The organism is Streptomyces sp. NRRL F-4489 (assembly GCF_001509485.1).
In the GTDB taxonomy this organism is placed as follows: Bacteria; Actinomycetota; Actinomycetes; order Streptomycetales; family Streptomycetaceae; genus Streptomyces.
The window spans coordinates 1-18,948 of sequence record NZ_LLZI01000011.1; the positions used below are offsets into that span (position 1 = coordinate 1).

Annotated in this window: 16 protein-coding genes; 9 read left to right on the forward strand and 7 right to left on the reverse strand. The window is 72.2% G+C overall.

The features are described from left to right. Window positions 1–19: 19 nt before the first annotated feature. Window positions 20–322, reverse strand: a complete 303-nt coding sequence (locus ADL22_RS02420; RefSeq protein ID WP_066973293.1) for a hypothetical protein — start codon at window positions 320–322, stop codon at window positions 20–22. Between the two features lie 213 nt (window positions 323–535). Continuing rightward, entirely contained in the window at window positions 536–3,475 is a 2,940-nt protein-coding gene (locus ADL22_RS02425) for an AfsR/SARP family transcriptional regulator (RefSeq protein WP_066973296.1), read from the reverse strand. Window positions 3,476–4,251: 776 nt separating this feature from the next. Between ADL22_RS02425 and ADL22_RS02430 the strand changes: the two genes are divergently transcribed. Beyond that, on the forward strand, window positions 4,252–5,529 hold the full coding sequence (locus tag ADL22_RS02430) for an amidohydrolase family protein (protein WP_066973298.1): 1,278 nt from the start codon (window positions 4,252–4,254) through the stop codon (window positions 5,527–5,529). 102 nt (window positions 5,530–5,631) lie between these two features. Here the strand turns inward: ADL22_RS02430 and ADL22_RS02435 are convergent, their stop codons facing one another. The 5 genes from ADL22_RS02435 to ADL22_RS02455 form a co-directional block, all read right to left on the reverse strand. Then, a complete protein-coding gene (locus tag ADL22_RS02435) occupies window positions 5,632–5,814 on the reverse strand; it encodes a hypothetical protein (protein WP_066973300.1) in 183 nt (60 codons plus the stop codon). 82 nt (window positions 5,815–5,896) lie between these two features. Beyond that, complete coding sequence (locus ADL22_RS02440; RefSeq protein ID WP_324615502.1) at window positions 5,897–6,814, reverse strand: helix-turn-helix transcriptional regulator; 918 nt, start codon at window positions 6,812–6,814, stop codon at window positions 5,897–5,899. Continuing rightward, the gene (locus tag ADL22_RS02445; RefSeq protein ID WP_066973302.1) at window positions 6,796–7,305 is read right to left on the reverse strand and encodes a DUF6879 family protein; all 510 of its coding nucleotides are present in this window, start codon (window positions 7,303–7,305) and stop codon (window positions 6,796–6,798) included. The genes ADL22_RS02440 and ADL22_RS02445 overlap by 19 nt, the downstream gene beginning before the upstream one ends. Beyond that, window positions 7,292–7,510, reverse strand: a complete 219-nt coding sequence (locus ADL22_RS02450; protein WP_066973305.1) for a hypothetical protein — start codon at window positions 7,508–7,510, stop codon at window positions 7,292–7,294. The genes ADL22_RS02445 and ADL22_RS02450 overlap by 14 nt, the downstream gene beginning before the upstream one ends. 168 nt (window positions 7,511–7,678) lie before the next feature. Continuing rightward, the gene (locus ADL22_RS02455; RefSeq protein ID WP_066973307.1) at window positions 7,679–8,233 is read right to left on the reverse strand and encodes a GNAT family N-acetyltransferase; all 555 of its coding nucleotides are present in this window, start codon (window positions 8,231–8,233) and stop codon (window positions 7,679–7,681) included. A gap of 115 nt (window positions 8,234–8,348) precedes the next feature. Between ADL22_RS02455 and ADL22_RS02460 the strand changes: the two genes are divergently transcribed. The 8 genes from ADL22_RS02460 to ADL22_RS02495 all read left to right on the forward strand — a co-directional run bounded on the left by ADL22_RS02460 (window position 8,349) and on the right by ADL22_RS02495 (window position 18,917). Continuing rightward, window positions 8,349–9,605: a helix-turn-helix domain-containing protein gene (locus ADL22_RS02460; RefSeq protein ID WP_199836194.1), complete on the forward strand. Its 1,257-nt coding sequence runs from the start codon at window positions 8,349–8,351 to the stop codon at window positions 9,603–9,605. A 315-nt stretch (window positions 9,606–9,920) separates the two neighbouring features. Next, the gene (locus ADL22_RS35630; RefSeq protein WP_199836195.1) at window positions 9,921–10,097 is read left to right on the forward strand and encodes a hypothetical protein; all 177 of its coding nucleotides are present in this window, start codon (window positions 9,921–9,923) and stop codon (window positions 10,095–10,097) included. A gap of 149 nt (window positions 10,098–10,246) precedes the next feature. Next, window positions 10,247–11,197, forward strand: coding sequence for a TIGR03619 family F420-dependent LLM class oxidoreductase (locus ADL22_RS02470; RefSeq protein WP_066973311.1), 951 nt, complete (start codon window positions 10,247–10,249; stop codon window positions 11,195–11,197). 181 nt (window positions 11,198–11,378) lie between these two features. Then, window positions 11,379–12,173, forward strand: a complete 795-nt coding sequence (locus ADL22_RS02475) for an SDR family NAD(P)-dependent oxidoreductase (RefSeq protein ID WP_066973313.1) — start codon at window positions 11,379–11,381, stop codon at window positions 12,171–12,173. A gap of 203 nt (window positions 12,174–12,376) precedes the next feature. Beyond that, window positions 12,377–13,513: an LLM class flavin-dependent oxidoreductase gene (locus tag ADL22_RS02480; RefSeq protein WP_066973314.1), complete on the forward strand. Its 1,137-nt coding sequence runs from the start codon at window positions 12,377–12,379 to the stop codon at window positions 13,511–13,513. Between the two features lie 249 nt (window positions 13,514–13,762). Then, a complete protein-coding gene (locus ADL22_RS02485; RefSeq protein WP_066973317.1) occupies window positions 13,763–15,502 on the forward strand; it encodes an N-acyl-D-amino-acid deacylase family protein in 1,740 nt (579 codons plus the stop codon). Next, a complete protein-coding gene (locus ADL22_RS02490; RefSeq protein ID WP_079063794.1) occupies window positions 15,499–17,019 on the forward strand; it encodes an aldehyde dehydrogenase family protein in 1,521 nt (506 codons plus the stop codon). Before ADL22_RS02485 ends, ADL22_RS02490 begins: the two co-directional genes overlap by 4 nt. Before the next feature lie 311 nt (window positions 17,020–17,330). Continuing rightward, on the forward strand, window positions 17,331–18,917 hold the full coding sequence (locus ADL22_RS02495; protein WP_066973319.1) for an APC family permease: 1,587 nt from the start codon (window positions 17,331–17,333) through the stop codon (window positions 18,915–18,917). Window positions 18,918–18,948: the final 31 nt, after the last annotated feature.

Consider the following 18,948-nt stretch of genomic DNA (forward strand, 5'->3'; position numbering starts at 1 on the left):
TCCCCCGTCCGCCGGTGGACTACTTGATTCCGCCGACAGGCTGGTGGCTGTCCATGGTGGTCAGGGTCTCGTCCGCGGCCGGCTTCTTGGCGGCGCCGCCCGCGGGGGCTTCCGCGGTCCCGGCGCCGTTCGCGGCGATGGGCTGGTGGCTGTCCATCGGCTTGACGACATCGCGGTCCCGGGGCTGCGGGGCCTGCGGCGCGGTGCCGGCGGCGAGGATCGGCTGGTGGCTGTCCATCGGCGCGAGGATCGGCTGGTGGCTGTCGCGCGGGGCGACGACGTCTCGCTCCCCCGAACTCTGCACAGTGTTCTCGGTGCTCATTGCGATCAACTCCTGATGGGCGCTTGAAGGCTGCCCGTCCGCCCGGCGACTCCCCCGTTGGCCGCCGGACGGACGTGACATGGCCGCTCACGATAACTGCGCGGCCTGGGCACCGAGCCGCTTGCCCCCCGAGGCGGCGGATCGGTACGCATAAGAGTGGCCCGGGCCGATGAACGATCGATAAACGCCGGCGGCGACCGGTGAAACGGGAGGTCAGCCCACCGGAGCCGGCGAAAGGAGCCCCCGGACCACGGCGGTCTCCGCCGAGCCCAGGCGCTCGAAGATGGCCAGGGCCTCCTGCCAGCACACGTGTGCCCGGCCGCTGTGCCCGAGCTCGTTCAACGCCCGGCCGAGCGTGGTCAGGGCGCTCGCCCGCCAGGACTCCCCGCTGACGCCGCGCAGCGCGGTCAGCGCCTGCTCGGCGCGGTTGGCGGCGTCCGCCGGGCGGCCGGCCGCGAGGTCCACCTCGGCCAGCCGGAAAATGGTCATGGCTTCCCAGAAGCGCTGCCGGCTGTCCCGGAAGATGCCGAGGGCGGCGGCCAGTTGCTCGGCCGCCTCGGCCAGCCGCCCGGCCTGGGTGTAGGCCAGGGCCAGCGCGTACATGCCGTTGCCCAGGCGGCGTTTGGCACCGAGCTCGCGGTAGATCGCGATGCCCTCCGCCGCCAGGCTGATGGCGCTCTCCACCCGGCCGGTGTCCAGGTGCACCCGCGAGAGGTTGCACAGCGCACTGGCTTCGGACTGCCGGTTCCCGTCGTCGCGGAAGGCCGTCAGGGCCTGCTGGAGATACGCCTCGGCGTCCTTGTGGCGGCGCTGGGCGTTGGCGATGATGCCGCGGTCGTTGGGCGCGTACGACGAGGAGAACGGGTCTCCGGCGGCGAGGCCGAGCAGCATCGCGGACTTCGCGTTCTCGTCGGCGTCGTCCAGCCGGCCCGACAGGGTCCGGACGTACGCGAGCGCGGTGTGGACGCGGGCCTCGGCGTGTGCGTCGCCGGCCTCGCGGGCCGCGGCCAGCAGCGTGGTGTTGGCCTGCTCGTACTGGAGGGCGTCGGCACCCGACTCGGCCAGGTCCTTGGTGAGCAGCAGCAGGTCGGCGGCGCGCCGGAGCACGGCCGGGGCCGTGGACTGCCGTGCGCAGGCCAGCAGGCACCCCGCCTCGCTGAACAGCCACTCCAGCGCCGACGCCCGGTCCGCGAACTCCAGGCCCGGGTGGTCGGCGCGTTCCATGTGGGCGATCAGCCGGTCGCCGGGGCGCTCCAGCGCGTACATCCGCGACGCGGTCACCAAGTAGAAGTCGAGCAGGCGCGACAGCGCCGCGTCCCGTTCGGACGGCGGGTGCTCGTCCCGCTCCGCGCACGCCCGGGCGTAGAGGCGGACGAGGTCGTGGTAGCGGTAGCGGCCGGGCGCCGCGGACTCCAGCAAGGAGGTGTCCACGAGCGATTCGAGCAGATCCTCCGCATCGTCCGCGCCGAGGTCGAGGAGGGCCGCGGCGGCGGCCAGGGAGATGTCGGGACCATCGGCCAGGCCGAGCAGCCGGAAGGCGCGGGCCTGGGCGGGCTCCAGTTGCTTGTAGCCGAGTTCGAAGGTGGCCGTGACGGCCAGGTCGCCGGCGCGGAGTTCGTCCAGCCGGCGGCGTTCGTCGGCGAGTTTGCTGGCCAGGGTGGAGACCGTCCACGTGCGCCGGGCCGCCAGCCGGGACGCGGCGATCCGGATGGCCAGCGGCAGGAAGCCGCAGGCGCCGACGACGGCCATGGCGGCCTGGCGCTCGGAGGTGACCCGCTCCTCGCCGACGATCCGGGTGAAGAGCCGCAGCGCCTCCTCGGGGCTCATCACGTCGAGGTCGACGAGGTGCGCGCCGGCCAGGTCGATCATCCGCGACCGGCTGGTGATCAGCGCGGCGCACCCCTCCGTCCCCGGTAGCAGCGGCCGGACCTGCGCGGCGTCCCGGGCGTTGTCGAGCAGAGCCAGCACCCGGCGCCCGGCGAGCGTGGAGCGGAAGAAGGCCGCCCGCTCCTCCAACCCGTCCGGAATCGCCGAGTCCGCCGTGCCCAGGGCGCGCAGGAAGGCGCCCAGGACCGCCTCCGGCTCGGCCGGGTTGCGGCCGGCGCCCTGGAGGTCGACGTACAGCTGGCCGTCGGGGAAGTGCTCGCGGGCGGCGTGCGCGACGTGCACCGCGAGCGTCGTCTTGCCGACCCCGCCGATTCCGGCCACCGCCGAGACCGCCATCACGCTGCCCCCGGCCGTCGCCAGCTGGTCGCTCAGCTCCTTGACGAACGCGGCCCGGCCGGTGAAGTCGGCGACGGTCGCGGGGAGCTGGCGCGGCCGGACGAACGTCGTCCCGGCGGCGTCCGGGCCGTCCTCGGCGGGCGGCGCGTCCAGCTCCGCGTCGGCCCGCAGGATCCGCTGGTGCAGCTCGGACAGCGACGCGCAGGGGTCCACGCCCAGCTCGTCCGCGAGCAGCCGGCGGGTGTCCGCGTACACCGCGAGCGCCTCGGCCTGCCGCCCGCTGCGGTACAGCGCCAGCATCAGCAGCTCCCGCAGCCGCTCGCGCAGCGGGTGCGCGGCGGTCAGCGCGGTCAGCTCGGAGACCGCCTCGGCGTGGCAGCCGGCCTCCAGGTCCAGTTCGAGGCGGGTTTCGGTCAGCGAGAGCCGCCACTCCTGGAGCCGGGTCCGCTGGGTCTCGGCATACGGGCCGGGGACGCCGGCGAGCGGTTCGCCGTCCCACAGGTCCAGGGCGGCGTCGAGGAGCTTGCGGGCCCGGCCGCGCTCCCCGGCGGCCTTGGCCTTCTCCGCCTCGGCGGCGTACTGCTCGGCGGTGTCGTGGTCCAGGGCCGGCGGCCGGCCGTCCACGGGCCGCAGCGCGTACCCGCCGGACTCGCTGACCAGGGCCTCCGCGTCGGGCCCGAGCGCCTTGCGGAGCCGGGAGGCGTACGTGCGCAGGGCGGCGAGGGCGGCGTGCGGCGGTTCGTCGCCCCACAGGGCGTCGACGAGCTCGGGCGCGGTGGCGGTGCGCCCGCCGCGCAGCAGCAGCGCGGCGAGCAGCGCGCGCTGCTGCGGGGAACCCGCCGCCAGCGGCGTCTCCCCGCGCCAGGCCCGCACGGGACCGAGCACGGTGAAGCGCAGCCGCTCCCGCACCTGTCCCGGACCGTCGTCCATGGTGTCCCCCTGCCGTGTCCCGTCCGTCCGCGCTGCTGTCATGGCCGTTCGTCGCTGTTCGTCGCTGCTCGTCCGCGCTGCTGTCCTGGCCGTCCGTCGCTGTTGGTCCGCGCCTTTACACCGGGCGCAACGGTCAGTCTGCCTTGTCCCGGGCCTCTGCGTCAGTAGGGGTCCGCGGCGTCCACAAAGCCTCCCCGCGCGGTGCGGAACGGCTCCCACCGCGGCCCGCCGGAGCCCCGGAGGGATCTCTTCCGCCGTACGCCGCCCGCCCGTTGGCGCGGCACTTCCGCAGCTCAGCGCGGTGCGCCGGGTACGCCGGGGCGCCCTCGCACGCCCGTCGGCCGCGCCCCGCCCGTCCGCCGTTCCGTCCCCTCACGTCCCGTCCACACGTCCGCGGGGCCTGCGCCCCCGTTACCGGAGGACACCCCCTGAGTGGCTGGTTTGTTACGCCCGCGACCCGGCTGCGGCTGACACCCGACCGTGTACGGACGTGTACGCCTACGTACACGCGAAGGGGGGCGCGGCGGTTCGCCGGGAGGCCGCGCGATCTCGCCGCGGCGGCGCCGGGGTGCCGTCGCGGTCCCGTCCCGGTGCCGTTGCCGACCCGTCGCGGAGCCGTCGTGCTGTCGTTCCCGGCGCGGGACCCGCAGCGCGTACGAACCGGCCGCCGGTCCGGTACGAACCGGCCGCCGGGCCCCGTACGAACCACCGCCGGTCCCATACGAACCCCGCACCGGACTCCTGACGCCCCGTCAGATCAGCGCTACCGTACCCCCATGGACGACACCCACACGCCCCGCCCCGGGTCGGCGCCGGACGCCCGTCCGCCCTTCCCCCTGATCATCTCCGTCGACGACCACACCGTGGAGCCCCCCGGCGTCTGGCGGGACCGGCTCCCGGCCAAGTACCACGACACCGGCCCGCGCATCGTCCGCGCGCCCCTGAAGGAAATGACGTTCACCGGGGGGAGGTTCGCGCCCCGTATGGGCGACCCCGGGGACGACGGCCCGATAGCCGACTGGTGGGTCTACGAGGACCTGCACCGCCCGCTGACCCGCCTCGACACCGCCGTCGGCTACTCCCGCGACGAGATACGGCTGGAGGGCATCACCTACGAGCAGATGCGCCCCGGCTCGTACTCCGTCCCCGAACGGCTCGCCGACATGGACGTCAACCACGTCCAGTCCGCGCTCTGCTTCCCCACCTTCCCGCGCTTCTGCGGCCAGACCTTCACCGAGGCCAAGGATCGCGAACTGGCCCTGCTGGGCGTGCGCGCGTACAACGACTGGATGGTCGAGGAGTGGTGCGGCCCGCAGGCCGGCGGCCGGCTCATCCCGCTGATCATCGTCCCGCTCTGGGACCCGGAACTGGCCGCCGCGGAGGTCCGCCGCAACGCGGCGCGCGGCGTCCGCGCCGTCTGCTTCAGCGAGATCCCGCCGCACCTGGGGCTGCCGAGCATCCACACCGACCACTGGGACCCGTTCCTGCGCGCCTGCGACGAGACCGGCACGGTGATCGCCATGCACATCGGCTCGTCGTCGCGGATGCCGTCCACCTCGGCCGACGCGCCGCCCGCGGTCGGCTCCACGATCACCTTCGCCAACTGCTGCTTCTCGATGACCGACTGGCTGATGAGCGGCGCGTTCGACCGCTTCCCACGCCTGCGGATCATGTACGCCGAGGGGCAGATCGGGTGGATCCCGTACATCCTGGAGCGCGCCGACGTGGTGTGGGAGGAGAACCGTGCCTGGGGCGGCGTCGCCGACAAGGTCCTCCGCCCGCCCTCCGAACTCTTCGCCGAGCACGTCTACGGCTGCTTCTTCGACGATGCCTTCGGCCTGCGCAACCTCGACGCGATCGGCGCCGGCAACGTCCTCTACGAGACGGACTACCCGCACTCGGACTCCACCTGGCCCAAGTCCCGCGAGGTCGCCGAATCCCAGATGTCCCACCTCGCCCCCGACGTCGTCGAGCGGATCGTCCGCGGCAACGCGATCGAGTTGCTGGGGCTGACGGCGGGTGGGTTGTGGGGGCCGTCGGTGGTCGAGGGGTAAGCGGCCCTGAGCGCCTACGGCCTATCCGCTAGGCCGGACAGCAGCGGCCCGGCCCACCCGGGCGCGACGGGCGGACCGGGCCGCTTTCAATTCCGATTACGGCTACGACTGCGGCTGCGGCTGCGGGTCGCGCGGTGCCTCCGGGGGCATCGGGCCTCCGTCGTGCTTCCCGCCGTCGCTCTGCCCGACGATCTCGACATCCCGCGGATGCCGGAACGGAATGCCGCGCCAGCCCTCACCATCGGGTGCGCGCGTCTCGTACGTCTCCACGGCTACGACGCTCATCCGTCAACCTCCATATCTCCGAGGGGCCATACCGCTGCGACGCCGGGCATGGCCGCAACGTCGGGGCATGGCCGTAACACCTTTACGAAAAGGAATCATCCTGACGGAGAACGGTGGAACTCCAGCCCGTTTCCTGTTCCCGAAAGAGTTCGTCCCGGATTTCTTCGGCGACATCTCGCATCGCGGCGCCGTACAAGGCGACTTCGGCGAAACGGTCGAAGGTTTCGGCGTAGGTCGAGATGTCTTTCGGATCGCGGGTCGTGTACTCGGCGTGGAACGTTTCGGTGATGACCAGCCGGTCGTCGTGCAGGCTGAAGCAGTTCATCGGAAAGTCCGGCATGAGGCCCTTGTGCGGCACGATGCCGATGCGGACGTTGGGGAGGCGCGAGAGGGACACCAGCCGGTCGAGCTGGAGGGCCATGACGGCGGGCGGGCAGATCAGCCAGCGCAGAACGTGCTCGCAGACCAGGAAATGGAACTGCCGGCCGCTGTCGTACAGGGCCGCTTGCCGCGCGAGCCGTGCGGCTACCGTCCGGGCCCTGGTCGCTTCCGGCAGCGCCGGGGGCAGGCTGAACACCGCGGTCGCGTATTCGGGGGTCTGGAGGAGCCCGGGGAGCAGCTGCCCCTGGAAGAGCCGGAGACGCACGGTGGTGGCCTCAATGGCTTTGATGGTGTGCTGGTGCTTCCACGGCCCCATGCGGCGCAGCAGGCGCCATGCGGTGGCTTCGGTGACTTCCGCCCGGGCCGTGGTCAGGAATTCGCTCTTCACCGCCTCGGAAACGCCGATGGCGCCCAGGATGAGCTCTATGTCCTGGACGGTGGGCAGAGTGCGGCCATGCTCGATCTTGGACAGCTTTCCGGCGGACATCGAAGCCCTGCGGGTCACGGTGCTTCCGGTCAGCCCGGAAGTGATCCGCAGCGTCCGCAGGGCCCTGCCGATGGCCTCGGTGCTTCTGGCCTCCGGGCTGCTGGACTCCGTGCTCAGTGCCGCCGCTCCCAGTAGTCCGCGAACGGTACGGCACGGGCCAGCGCGAGATCGCGGTAGCCCTGGTATGCGCCGAGCTTTTCGGCGGGAAGAGGTTCGGCGCCGAGGAACGCGCCGTTCTCGGTGTAGTGCATGCGGTACACCCGGCTGTCGTCGAACAGCCAGAAGTCGTGGTCCGGCAGACCTGTTACAGCCTGCTCGGCGAGGTCGATGATGCCGATCGATTCCCCCGCTTTGATGTTGCCGGGGTACGCGGCCAGCTCGTACCGCAGATAGTCGGTCAGCGGCGAGGTGAGGACATGGACCCGGGAAACCTGCTTGCCTTTATCGGTCATCGCCCGCACCCAGGGATTGTCGGACCAATCCGGCCCCATGTCCTCCCCGGCGAGGAAGCGGGAGATTTCTTCGCGCTCTTCCTCCACGTCGTACTCGGCCAGCGTCTCCAGCCGGAACGCTGTCCGTTCGAACGTTGTGAAGAGCCGGCCGAACTGTTCACCGCTGAGCACGGAAATACCCCTCCAGGACGTCGGCGGGGACGCGTACGGCGGTTTCCCCGTCGGGCAGGGCGAGCTGTGCCAGTTCTTCCGGATCGCTGATCACGAACCCCTGGACGACGTAGTCGTTGGTGGCGGGCCTGGCCCATAAGGTCGGGCAGGTGCCGTTCTTGCAGTCCGGCGATCCGGACAGCTTCCGCAGTGGCTCAGCGGCCATGGATTCCCCTTCGGCCCGGTCGGGCGGTCTCCGATGTCTCTCTCCGGCGCCTTCGATGTTCTGCCGCGGATTCCGCCCGGTCAAGGCGTGATCCTTTCCGCAACAGGAAAGGCGGGGAATGGCGTTCGCCAGCCGAACGCCCTGTGCCGGGCTGCGGATTCGCGTCCCCTACCGCAGCCGCAGCATCATCACGTCGTGCAGGTCCGCGCCCTCCCAGGGGTGGGCCTCGCCCACCTTGCGGTAGCCCCAGGAGCGGTAGGCGGCCTGGGCCGCGGGGACGTCGGGGCGGGCGTTGAGCAGGACGCGCTCCTCGGTGGCGCCGGTGAGCAGGGCATCGTGCATCCGCCGGGCCACGCCACGGCGGCGCCACGGGGCGCGTACGGCCAGATCCATGAGCCCGAACGTGCGGTGGCCGTCCTCCCGGCGGAGGTCTTCGCTCACCGGGGTGGTGAGGCGGTCCCACCAGCCGGCGGACGGGCTGAGCGGGTAGCCGTACGCGATACCGACCGGCTCACCGTCCCCGGTCCGGGCGAGCGCGGCGCGGAAGCTGGCCTTCCGTACTTGGGACCGGAAGCGGCGGAAGTTGGTGTCGACGTCGCACGGTTCTCTGTCGTACGGCGGCTCCCCGAACGCCTCGGCGTAGACCAGGACGAACGCCTCCTCGGCCCGCGCGGCGGCCGAACCGTCCATCCGCTCCACGGTGATCGTTTCCGGCACGGTCATATGCGGCCTCCTCGGCGGGCTCGTAAGGGGATTCGGGCGGTGCGCGCGCGGGAGCGGTGGTGACGCATCGCCCCGTACGCTGGCGGTGACGAGCTGTCCAGAAAGGGGCAAGGCCGTGTCGCTTGATGCTACGCCCGACCCGTTTGTCGAACCGGTGGTCTTCGGTCAGCGCATGCAGATCCTCCGGACCCGCCGCGGTATGAGCCGGACCGTGCTGGCCGGGCTGCTGGGGAAGTCGCCGAGCTGGGTCAAGCAGGTCGAATGCGGGCGCCTGCAGATGCCCAAGCTGCCGGTGATCCTGCGGATCGCGGAGGTGCTGAGGGTCGGCGACCTCGGCGAACTGACCGGTGACCAGTCCCTGTCCGCGGCGATGTTCACCGGTCCCGGGCATCGGCGGCTGCCGCTCGTACGGGCCGCCATGGACGCCTTCCCGCTGGCGACGCACCGGCCGGCGCCGAGCGCGGCGCATCTGCGCGAGCGGCTGACGCGCGCCTGGGCGGCCCGGCACTCCGCCGCGAACCATCGCGAGGTCATCGGCGCCCTCCTGCCGGATCTCATGCGTGATGCCCAACTCGCCACGCTGCAAGCCGATTCGGCGCCGGAGCGGCGGCAGGCGCAAGGGGTGCTCGCCGAGGTGTACGGCCTGAGCCAGTTCTTCCTGGCGTACCAGCCGGACGCCGCGCTGCTGTGGCGGGCCGTGGAGCGCGGCATGGTGGCCGCGCAGGAGTCCGAGGATCCGCACGCCGTCGGCGTCGCCGCCTGGCTCTCCGCGCAGGCGCACCGGGACAGCGGACACGCCCACTTCGACGCGGCCGACGCGGTGAGCCTGGAAACCCTGCGCTACCTCCGGCCGCTGCTGCCGGACGCCGGTGCCGACGTCCTCGCCATCGCGGGCGCCCTGGAGTTCGAGGCCGGGTACACCGCGGCCCGGCGCGGCGAGTCGGGGACGGCCTGGCGGTACTGGGACGCCGCCCGCGCCATCGCCGATCGGCTCCCCGCCGGCTACTACCACCCGGTGACGTCGTTCTCCCGCGCGGTCATGGGAGCGCACGCCGTCACCCTCGCCGTAGAGCTGCACTCGGGGCCGGAGAGCGTACGGCAGGTGGCCGCCGCCGCGGACGCCGCGGCCACCCTGCCGTCCCGTCCGCGCCGGGCCCGGCACCGTATCGAGGAGGCGCGCGGATACCAGCTCGACGGCCGGCCGGAGGCGGCCCTGGCGGCGCTCGGCAAGGCGTACGAGGCCGCGCCGGAGACCATCCGCTACAACGGCTACGCGCGGCGGATCCTGCTCGAGGAGGCGGAGTCCCGGAGTCCGGCGCGCCGCCGCCGGGCTGGTGAACTGGCCGTCAAGGTCGGCATGTTGGCCGCGTGAGGGAGGGGGCACGAAGTGTGCCCCTTCCCCTTCCTCGGGGGCCCTACGGTCGGTCGGCACGTGATCAGCCGTGACGGACCCCCGCGACCGAGGTGAACGGTCCGGGGGCGCGGCCGACCTGAGAAAGAAGGCCGAGATGCCGGACCGTATCGTCCCTCTCTTCGAGCCGCTGGCGCGGTTGCTCCCGCTCATCAGGAGCCATGTGACGACACCGTTGCGCGACGTCGGCGTACGACCCGTCCACGCCGGAGTCCGACCCGTCCGCCCTGACCACCCTGTGGCGCGCTGGATCCACGGCGTGGAGGTGGCGGGCTGATGAGCGGTATGGGGAGCCCCGTTCACCTGCGGGAACCGTTGCCGGAGCCGGTGCCGGCCGAGGGGTGCGATGTGTGCGGCGCGCTGGCGGAGCAGCGGGCGCGGGCCCACGCGGCCGGCGACTGGTCGAAGGTGACCGATTGCAATGTGGAGTTGCGGCGGCATCCGCATCCGTAGCCATATCCGTAGCTGTAGCCGTAGCCGTAGCCGTATCCGTAGGTGGCCGCCGTCCGCGTCCGAGGGGCGGCGGCTGACTCTTGTCTGATGGAGCGTCAGGTACCACCATGTGCGCACTTCGAGTGCGGGTGACGCGGGAGGGTGTGGGCATGGTGCGGGTGGTGCCGGAGGGGCGGCTGGGGTACGGGTTGCAGCTGCCGGTGCAGGCGCAGAGCACGCTGTTCGCCGAGGCGTGGGAGGCGGGGGCCGGGCCGGAGGAGCTGGTGGCCGTCGCGCGGGCGGCCGACCGGGCCGGGTTCGCGTACGTCGCGTGCTGCGAGCACGTGGCGGTGCCGCGGCGGCTGGCCGGGGCGATGGGGACGGTCTGGTACGACCCGGTGGCCACGCTGTCGTACCTCGCCGCGGTGACGGAGCGGGTGCGGCTGCTGAGCCATGTGGCGGTGGTCGGGCTGCGGCATCCGCTGATCGGCGCGAAGCAGTACGCGACGCTGGACCGGCTGTCCGGCGGGCGGCTGATCCTCGGGGTCGGGGCCGGGCACGTACGGGAGGAGTTCGAGGCGCTGGGGGTGGACTTCCGGCGGCGCGGGGCGGTGCTGGACGAGACGGTGGACGCGCTGAAGGCGGCGCTGGGGGAGGAGGAGTTCCCGGAGTTCGCGGGGGAGCGGTTCGCCTTCGGGGAGCTGGGGCAGGCGCCGCGCCCGGTGCAGCGGCCCCGGCCGCCGCTGTGGGTCGGCGGCTCGTCCCCGGCGGCGGTGCGCCGGGCCGCGGTGCGGGGCGACGGGTGGCTGCCGCAGGGCGACCGCCGGGCGGAGCTGCCGCGGCAGATCGGGACGCTGCGGAGGCTGCGGGCGGAGGCTGGGATCGCGGAGCCGATCGAGATCGGCGCGCTCGCGGAGCCGGTGTACGTGGGGAAGCCGGGGTGGGACGTCGGGCGGCGGACGCTGACCGGCGCGCCGGAGCGGATCGCGGAATCGCTGCGGGAGTACGGGGCGATGGGGGTGCACCAGATACAGGTCCGCTTCCGCAGCCGGGGCGTGGCGGAACTGGTCGAGCAGATCGCGGCGTTCGGGGCGGAGGTCGGGCCGCTGCTCGACGGCTGAGCGGTTGGTGCGGCGGCGCCGCGCGGGGCCGCGGTTCGCTCGGACACCTATCAATTCGGACACCGACCAATTCGGACAGCTGTCAATTCGGGCAGCTGTCAATTCGGACGCCCGCCAATGCGGCCTCCTACCAATGCGGACACCTACGGACATTCGGACACCGACCAACAGGAGTGCGGCCATGGGGAAGCTCGACGGCAGGGTCATCGTCATCACCGGTGCGGCGCGCGGGCAGGGCGAGCAGGAGGCGCGGCTCTTCGCGGCGGAAGGGGCGCGGGTGGTGCTCGGCGACGTACTGGAGGAGGAGGGGGCGGCGCTGGCCGCGGAGCTGGGGCCGGAGCGGGCGCGGTTCGTACGGCTGGACGTGGCGGTGGAGGAGGACTGGGCGGCGCTGGTGGCGGCCGCCGCCGAGGCGTTCGGGAAGATCGACGGGCTGGTGAACAACGCGGGGATCCTGCGCTTCAACGCGCTGGTGGACACGCCGCTGGCGGAGTTCCGGCAGGTGCTCGACGTCAACCAGACCGGGTGCTTCCTGGGTATCCGGGCGGTCGCGCCGGAGATCGCGGCGGCCGGCGGCGGGACGATCGTCAACACCGCCTCGTACGCGGGGCTGACCGGGATGGCGTTCGTCGGCGCCTACGCGGCGACCAAGCACGCGGTGGTGGGGCTGACCCGGGTGGCCGCGCTGGAGCTGGCGTCCCAGGGGATACGGGTGAACGCGGTGTGCCCGGGGGCGGTGGACACCCCGATGACCAACCCGGCGGCGCTGAACCCCTCGGCGGACCCGGCGGCCTCGGCGGAGGCGGCGCGGGCGGTGGACGAGCTGTACCGGAAGCTGGTGCCGCTGGGGCGGATCGGGCGGCCGGAGGAGGTGGCGCGGCTGGCGCTGTTCCTGACGGGCGAGGACTCGTCGTACGTCACCGGGCAGCCGTTCGTGATCGATGGGGGGTGGCTGGCGGGGGTGAGCCCGTTCTGAGGCCGGAGGGCCGTTTCCCTGGAGCTTCCGCAGAGCTTCCGCAGCTTCCGCAGAGCTGATGGCCTTTCGTGGAGCTGACGTACCGTCAGGTAAGCCGGTCGCGGGTATTGACGCCCCCCGGTGGCGCTGGAACAGTCGGTGCCATCGATGAATCTGACGGTACGTCAGAAAATCCGCTGAGCGGGTAGGGACGGTGAACCCCCTTGGAATTCGGGCTCTTTGTGCAGGGCTATGTGCCCGCCGCGCGAGCGCAGGCCGACCCGGAGGCCGAGCACCACGCGCTGATGGAGGAGACCGAGTACGTCATCCAGGCGGACCGGTCCGGCTTCAAGTACGCCTGGGCCTCCGAGCATCACTTCCTGGAGGAGTACTCGCACCTCTCCGCCAACGACGTCTTCCTCGGCTACCTCGCGCACGCCACCGAGCGCATCCACCTGGGCTCCGGCATCTTCAACCCGCTCGCGCCGGTCAATCACCCGGTGAAGGTCGCCGAGAAGGTCGCCATGCTCGACCACCTCTCCGGCGGCCGCTTCGAGTTCGGGTCCGGCCGGGGCGCCGGCAGCCACGAGATCCTCGGGTTCCTGCCGGGCGTCACCGACATGAACCACACCAAGGAGATCTGGGAGGAGACCATCGCGGAATTCCCCAAGATGTGGCTCCAGGACGAGTACGAGGGGTTCCGCGGCAAGCACTGGCAGCTCCCGCCGCGCAAGATCCTGCCCAAGCCGTACGGCGCCTCCCACCCGGCCATGTGGTACGCGGCCGGTTCGCCGTCCTCGTACGCGATGGCCGGGAAGAAGGGGCTCGGCGTCCTCGGCTTCAGCGTGCAGAAGGTCGCCGATATGGAGTGGGTCGTCGAGGCGTACAAGAACGCCGTGAAGGACGCCGAACCGGTCGGCGACTTCGTCAACGACAACGTGATGGTGACGTCCACCGCGATCTGCGCGGAGACCCATGAGCAGGCCGTGCGGATCGCGGTCGGCGGCGGGCTGCACTACCTCCAGTCGCTGCTCTTCCGCTACCACGACACCTTCCCGCGCCCGGACGGCATCCCCGAGTGGCCCGCACTGCTCCCGGAGTACACCGAGGAGCTGGTCGAGCTGCTGATCGCCGAGGAGCTGATGATCTGCGGCGATCCGGACGAGGTGCTGCGGCAGTGCAAGCGGTGGGAGCAGGCCGGCGCCGACCAGCTCTCCTTCGGCCTGCCGATCGGGATCTCGTACGAGGACACCATGACGACCATCAAGCTGATCGGCGAGCACGTCATCCCGAAGATCGACACGGATCCGGTGCACCGGACGACGCGCTTTCGGGGGGCGGCGGGGGTGGCCGGCGGTTGATCGCGGTGGGCCCGGCCGTTCCCGGGCCCATCGGCGATCAGCCGGGCTCCGCTGCTGCCGTAGCGGCCGCTTCGCGCCCAACTCGCCTGTGCAGAGCCATGTTTCACGTGAAACGTCGCGGTGGCCGCCCACCCCAGGCCCACGTTTCACGTGAAACATCGCCCCCGCGCGTTCAGCGCTCCACCCGTTCAGCGCCCCGCCCGCTCAGCGCCCCCCGCACCCGCCCGCACCGAGAAAGGATCGCCCACCATGCTCGACCACCTTATCCAGGCCGCGACCGTCGTGGACGGCACCGGCGCGCCCGCGTTCGCCGCCGATGTCGGCCTCCGGGACGGGCGGATCGCGGTGATCGCCGGGCCGGGCACGGTCACCGAGGAGGCCGTGATCAGGGAGGACGCGCGCGGGCTGGTCCTCACCCCCGGCTTCATCGACCCGCACACCCACTACGACGCCCAGCTGTTCTGGGACCCGTACGCCACCCCCTCCCTCCACCACGGCGTGACCACCGTCGCGGGCGGCAACTGCGGCTTCACCCTCGCCCCGCTCCACCCCGACCGCCCCGAGGACGCCGACTACACCCGGCGGATGATGAGCAGGGTCGAGGGGATGTCCCTGGTCGCCCTGGAGGAGGGCGCGCCCTGGAACTGGCACACGTTCGGGGAGTACCTGGACGCGCTGGAGGGGCGGATCGCGGTCAACGCGGGCTTCATGGTGGGCCATTGCGCGCTGCGCCGCCATGTGATGGGCCCCGACGCGGTCGGCGGGCAGCCCACCCCGGACCAGCTGGACGCGATGCTGCGGCTCTTCCACGACGCGATGGACGCCGGCGCGTGGGGGCTGTCCACCACCCAGTCGTCCACCCACACCGACGGGGACGGCCGCCCGGTCGCCTCCCGGCACGCCGGCCGCGGTGAACTGCTCGCGCTCTCCCGCGCGGTCGCCGAGCACGAGGGCACCCAGATCGAGGCGATCGTCGCGGGCTGCCTGGACCGCTTCGCCGACGACGAGATCGACCTGCTGGTGGACATGTCGGCCGCCGCCGGACGCCCGCTGAACTGGAACGTCCTGACCATCGACTCCGCCGTCCCCGACCGCGTCCCCCGCCAGCTCCTCGCCAGTGAGCGGGCCCGCAAGGCCGGCGGCCGCGTGGTCGCGCTGACCATGCCCATCCTCACCCCGATGAACATGTCGCTGGGCACCTTCTGCGCCCTCAACCTCCTCCCCGGCTGGGGCGACATCCTCGGCCTGCCGGTGCCCGAGCGGATCGCGCGGCTGCGCGACGCGGACGTCCGGGCCGAGATGCTGCGCCGCGCGTCCGGCGAGGAGGCCGGGGTCTTCCGGCGGCTGACCGACTTCGCCCGCTACGTCATCGGCGACACCTACTCGGAAGCCAACGAGGGACTGACCGGCCGGGTCGTCCGGGACATCGCGGCCGAGCGCGGCCAGGACCCGTTCCACTGCCTGGTCGAGATCTGCGCCAACGACAACCTGCGCACGGTCCTGTGGCCGATGCCCACCGACAACGACCCGGCCAGCTGGGAACTGCGGCAGCAGACCTGGCAGCACGAGGACGTCCTGCTCGGCGGCTCGGACGCCGGGGCGCACCTGGACCGGATGTGCGGCGCGCCGTACACCACCCGCTTCCTGGGCGACTGCCTGCGCGGCCGCAAGCTCGTCGGGCTGGAGCAGGCCGTGCGGATGCTGACCGACGACCCGGCCCAGCTCCTCGGGCTGCGCGACCGGGGCCGGATCGTCGAGGGCCACCACGCCGACCTGGTGCTTTTCGACCCCGAACGGATCGACGCCGCCCCCGCGCGGCTGGTGCACGACCTGCCGGGCGACAGCCCGCGCCTGGACTCCCGGGCGATCGGCGTGGTGAGCGTACGGGTCAACGGGGTGGAGACGGTCCGGGACGGCGCGGTGACCGGCGCGGTGCCCGGTACGGTCCTGCGCTCGGGCCGCGACACCCGGACGGTGAGCACCCGGTGAAGGGGCGGGGGCCGCAGGGGGGAACGGGGCGCGGGGTCGGCGGGCCGGGGCGCGGGGCCGCCGGGCCCGGCCAGCCGCTGTTCATCGGCGGGGAGTGGGTGGCCCCGGACGACGGCCACTACGCCGTCCTCGACCCGGCGACCGAGGAGACCGTCGGACACGCCCCCGAGGCGAGCCCGGCCCAGGTGGCGGCCGCGGTGGACGCCGCCCGCGACGCGTTCGGCGCCTGGTCGCGTACCGCCCCGGAGGAACGCGCCGCCGTCCTCGACCGCACCGCCCGGATCATCCGCCGCGAACTGCCCGGGTACGCCGAACTCGCCCAGGCCGAGAGCGGCGCCACGACCCGCACCGCCCGCGCCCTCCAGGTCGGCGTCTCCGCGGCCCGCTTCGCCCGCTACGCCCGCGGCGCCCTGGAACCGGTGGAGACCGCGGTGCCGCCGCAGATCACCGAGGCCGGGCCGATGGGCGGCGGGGGCGTCTTCGGCGCGGTCGCGGTACGCCGCCCGGTGGGCGTGGTCGCCTGCGTCACCTCGTACAACAACCCGTGGGCGAACCCGGCGGGGAAGGTCGCGCCGGCGCTGGCGATGGGCAACACCGTGGTGGTCAAACCGGCCCCGCAGGATCCGCTGTCGGTCTACCGGATGGCCGAGGCGCTGGCCGAGGCCGGGGCCCCGCCGGGCGTGGTCAACGTCGTCAGCGGGACCCGGCCGGAGCTCGGCGCGGCGGTGGTGGCGGCTCCGGGCGTGGACATGGTCAGCTTCACCGGGTCCACCGCGGTCGGGCAGCGGATCGCCGAGGAGTGCGGCCGCGGGATGAAGCGGCAGCTGATGGAGCTGGGCGGCAAGGGCGCCGCGCTGGTCTTCGACGACGCCGACCTGGCGTCCGCGATCGCCGGTATCGGCACCACCTTCTCGTTCTACAGCGGTCAGATCTGCACCGCCCCGACCCGGGTCCTCGCCCAGCGCGGGATCTACGAGCGGCTGGTGGCCGGGCTGGCGCGGTACGCCGAGCGGCTGCCGGTCGGGGACCCGCGGGATCCGGCCACGGTCGTCGGCCCGGTGATCTCCGCCGCGCACCGGGACCGCGTCGAGGCGTACACCGCGCTGGCGGTGAAGGAGGGCGCCCACCTGGTGACCGGCGGCGAACGGCCGGAGACCGAGCGCGGCTTCTACGTGGCGCCGACCCTCTTCGCGGAGTGCGCCCCCGGAATGCGGGTCGTCCGGGAGGAGATCTTCGGGCCGGTGGTCGCGGTGCTGCCCTTCGACGACGAGGAGGAGGGCATCGCGCTGGCCAACGACAGCGACTACGGGCTGCTGGACTACGTCTGGTCCGCCGATGTGGCCCGGGCTTTCCGGGTGGCGGGGCGGCTGCGGGCCGGCGGCGTCGGGATCAACACGGTGGGGCGGAACATGGAGGCGCCGTTCGGCGGCTTCAAGCGCAGCGGCGTGGGCCGCGACGTCGGCTCGTACGCGCTGCACGCCTACAGCGAGCTGCAGGCGGTGGTGTGGCCGGGGTGAGGGGGGGGGCGGGGCGGGGTGCCGGGCCCGGGGCCGGGGCCGGCCCGGGTGCCGTCACGACGTGAATTCCTCGTGGCCGGTATGTGACGTTCGAAATTCGGACGGGAAAATTTGGAACCGGGTCAAATCGGACGGTGCTGCGATTCTCGCAATGCGGAAAACCTTCACCACGCCAGCACTGTTAAAGGTTGAACAACCGATTTCTCCTTCGAATAGCTGCTCAATGCACCAACTTGTCCTGCGGAGTGAAGTCGAGCCCCCCGGAGGCTGGTCTTCCGGATACGGAAACAGCAGCGCTTAACGTCCTGTTCATGGTTCAGGTTGACCCCCGGCCCCAGACCGGAGACACGGTAACGAGCGTCACCGCTACCGGCAGTAACACCGCAAGCGCCACCGGAGACACCCGCAGCAAGGGCCTCAGCGGCAACTCCGTCGGCCTGCTCGGCAGCGCGGTCATCGGCATCTCCACCGTCGCCCCGGTCTACTGCCTCACCTCGACGCTCGGCCCCACCGTGGGCGAGGTCGGCGTGCAGATGCCCGCCGTCTTCCTGGCCGGTTTCCTGCCGATGCTGCTGGTCGCCTTCGCCTACCGCGAGCTGAACAAGGCCGTCCCCGACTGCGGAACCTCCTTCACCTGGACCGTCAAGGCATTCGGGCCGCGGGTCGGCTGGATGTGCGGCTGGGGCCTGGTGATCGCCACGATCATCGTGCTCTCCAACCTGGCCGGCGTCGCCACCTCGTTCTTCTACCTCCTGCTCGGCGAACTCACCGGCAGCCCCGCGATCGCCGCCCTGGACCACAACCGGATCGCGCACGTCCTGACCTGCCTGGCGTTCATCGCCGTCGCCACCGCCATCAGCTACCGCGGGATGACCGCCACCAAGGGCGTCCAGTACACCCTGGTCGGCCTCCAACTCGCCGTCCTCGCCGTCTTCGTGGCGATGGCCGTGGTCAAGGCCCGCTCCGGCGACTTCGCCGGTTCGCTGCACTTCTCCTGGACCTGGCTCGACCCGTTCGCGGTGAAATCGTTCTCGTCCTTCACCGCCGGACTCTCCCTCTCGATCTTCATGTTCTGGGGCTGGGACACCTGCCTGACGGTGAACGAGGAGACCTCCGGCAGCGAGAAGACCCCCGGCCGGGCGGCGCTGCTGGCCATGCTCGTGCTGATCGGCTCGTACCTGCTGACCGCCGTCGGCTCGCAGATGTTCGCCGGCGTCGGCGGCAAGGGCCTCGGGCTCGGCAACCCGCACACCGCCGACAACGTCTTCGCCGCCCTCGCCAACCCCGTCATGGGCACCGTGCTCGGCGTACTGCTCTTCGTCGCGGTGCTCGCCTCGGCCGCCGCCAGCCTCCAGACCACCTTCATCCCGGTGGCCCGCACCGTCCTGGCGATGAGCACCTACGAGGCGCTGCCGGCCTCGTTCGCCCGGATCCACCCGCGCTTCCGCTCCCCGGGCCGCGCCACCGTCGCCGCCGGCACCGCCACCGGCGTCTTCTACGCCGTGATGAGCTTCATCAGCCAGAACGTGCTGATCGACACCATCTACGCGCTCGGCCTCATGATCTGCTTCTACTACTCGATCACGGCCTTCGCCTGCGCCTGGTTCTTCCGCCGCGAACTGCGCAACTCCGTCCGGGACCTCTTCCTCAAGGGCGTCTTCCCGCTGCTCGGCGGCCTGCTGCTGGCCTCGGTCTTCACCAAGACCCTGATCGACATGTGGAACCCCGCCTACGGATCCGGCAGCTCCGTCCTCGGCATCGGCTCGGTCTTCATCATCGGCGTCGGCCTGCTCCTCCTCGGCGTCGTCATCATGCTCGTCATGCAGCGCCGCAGCCCCGCCTTCTTCCGCGGCGAAATCCTCACGCGTACGACACCGGCGCTGGTGGTCGAGGACTGAACCCGGGGGCCCGGGGGGCTCCCCCCCGCCC